1 rRNA gene is annotated in these 2,021 nt (G+C 56.8%); it reads right to left on the bottom strand.

Going from position 1 to position 2,021, the window contains the following annotated elements:
- Positions 1–457 precede the first annotated feature (457 nt).
- A 16S ribosomal RNA gene (locus ACFTSA_RS24235) occupies positions 458–1,982 on the bottom strand.
- Positions 1,983–2,021 lie beyond the last annotated feature (39 nt).

Here is a 2,021-nt window from a genome sequence, read left to right as displayed (position 1 = left end):
GACACCCCCAAGGGCATCAACAGCGCAGCCAGATCCAGGTTCATATTCTTGGAAATTGCTTCTTATAAAAGATGCTCGCGTCCACTATGTAGTTCTCAAACAACAACCCCGTACCACACACCCCACACACCAGCCCCCACAAGGGAACCAAAACCGTGCAATCGGTGCAGCCAGGAAACCAGAAACAAACAAACCCGGGAAAGTCACCCTCCCCGGCCCTGTTGCCTCAGGACCCAACAGTGTGCCAAACACTACCCAACAGCCACACACCACCAGCGTTCCCAGACCCCCCGAAGAGAATCCGTACTAACCAATGGTCCGTGCCACCAGGCACCTATTCGTTGATATTCCACCCATGAGCACCCGCCGCAGAACGATCGCCTGCGCAGCGGGCCTTTACTCCTGACAAACCACACACCCCGCATACACGGGCCATGAGCCTGTAGGTGCTCCTTAGAAAGGAGGTGATCCAGCCGCACCTTCCGGTACGGCTACCTTGTTACGACTTAGTCCCAATCGCCAGTCCCACCTTCGACGGCTCCCTCCCACAAGGGGTTAGGCCACCGGCTTCGGGTGTTACCAACTTTCGTGACTTGACGGGCGGTGTGTACAAGGCCCGGGAACGTATTCACCGCAGCGTTGCTGATCTGCGATTACTAGCGACTCCGACTTCATGGGGTCGAGTTGCAGACCCCAATCCGAACTGAGACCGGCTTTTTGGGATTAGCTCCACCTCACAGTATCGCAACCCTTTGTACCGGCCATTGTAGCATGCGTGAAGCCCAAGACATAAGGGGCATGATGATTTGACGTCGTCCCCACCTTCCTCCGAGTTGACCCCGGCAGTCTCCCATGAGTCCCCACCACTACGTGCTGGCAACATGGAACGAGGGTTGCGCTCGTTGCGGGACTTAACCCAACATCTCACGACACGAGCTGACGACAACCATGCACCACCTGTGAACCGGCCCCAAAGGAGAAACCACATTTCTGCGGCGATCCGGTCCATGTCAAGCCTTGGTAAGGTTCTTCGCGTTGCATCGAATTAATCCGCATGCTCCGCCGCTTGTGCGGGCCCCCGTCAATTCCTTTGAGTTTTAGCCTTGCGGCCGTACTCCCCAGGCGGGGCACTTAATGCGTTAGCTACGGCGCGGAAAACGTGGAATGTCCCCCACACCTAGTGCCCAACGTTTACGGCATGGACTACCAGGGTATCTAATCCTGTTCGCTCCCCATGCTTTCGCTCCTCAGCGTCAGTTAATGCCCAGAGACCTGCCTTCGCCATCGGTGTTCCTCCTGATATCTGCGCATTTCACCGCTACACCAGGAATTCCAGTCTCCCCTACATCACTCTAGTCTGCCCGTACCCACCGCAGATCCGGAGTTGAGCCCCGGACTTTCACGGCAGACGCGACAAACCGCCTACGAGCTCTTTACGCCCAATAATTCCGGATAACGCTTGCGCCCTACGTATTACCGCGGCTGCTGGCACGTAGTTAGCCGGCGCTTCTTCTGCAGGTACCGTCACTTTCGCTTCTTCCCTACTGAAAGAGGTTTACAACCCGAAGGCCGTCATCCCTCACGCGGCGTCGCTGCATCAGGCTTGCGCCCATTGTGCAATATTCCCCACTGCTGCCTCCCGTAGGAGTCTGGGCCGTGTCTCAGTCCCAGTGTGGCCGGTCACCCTCTCAGGCCGGCTACCCGTCGTCGCCTTGGTGAGCCATTACCTCACCAACAAGCTGATAGGCCGCGAGTCCATCCAAAACCACAAAAGCTTTCCACCCCCCACCATGCGATGAGGAGTCATATCCGGTATTAGACCCAGTTTCCCAGGCTTATCCCAGAGTCAAGGGCAGGTTACTCACGTGTTACTCACCCGTTCGCCACTAATCCCCGGTGCAAGCACCGGATCATCGTTCGACTTGCATGTGTTAAGCACGCCGCCAGCGTTCATCCTGAGCCAGGATCAAACTCTCCGTTGAAGTAAAACAGACACAACCCACGCCCCCGGAAATAACGGG

This window comes from Arthrobacter sp. NPDC057013, assembly GCF_042674585.1.
In the GTDB taxonomy this organism is placed as follows: domain Bacteria; phylum Actinomycetota; class Actinomycetes; order Actinomycetales; family Micrococcaceae; genus Arthrobacter.
The sequence above is the reverse complement of the archived record's forward strand: the minus strand, read 5'-3'. Positions and strand labels throughout refer to the sequence as shown.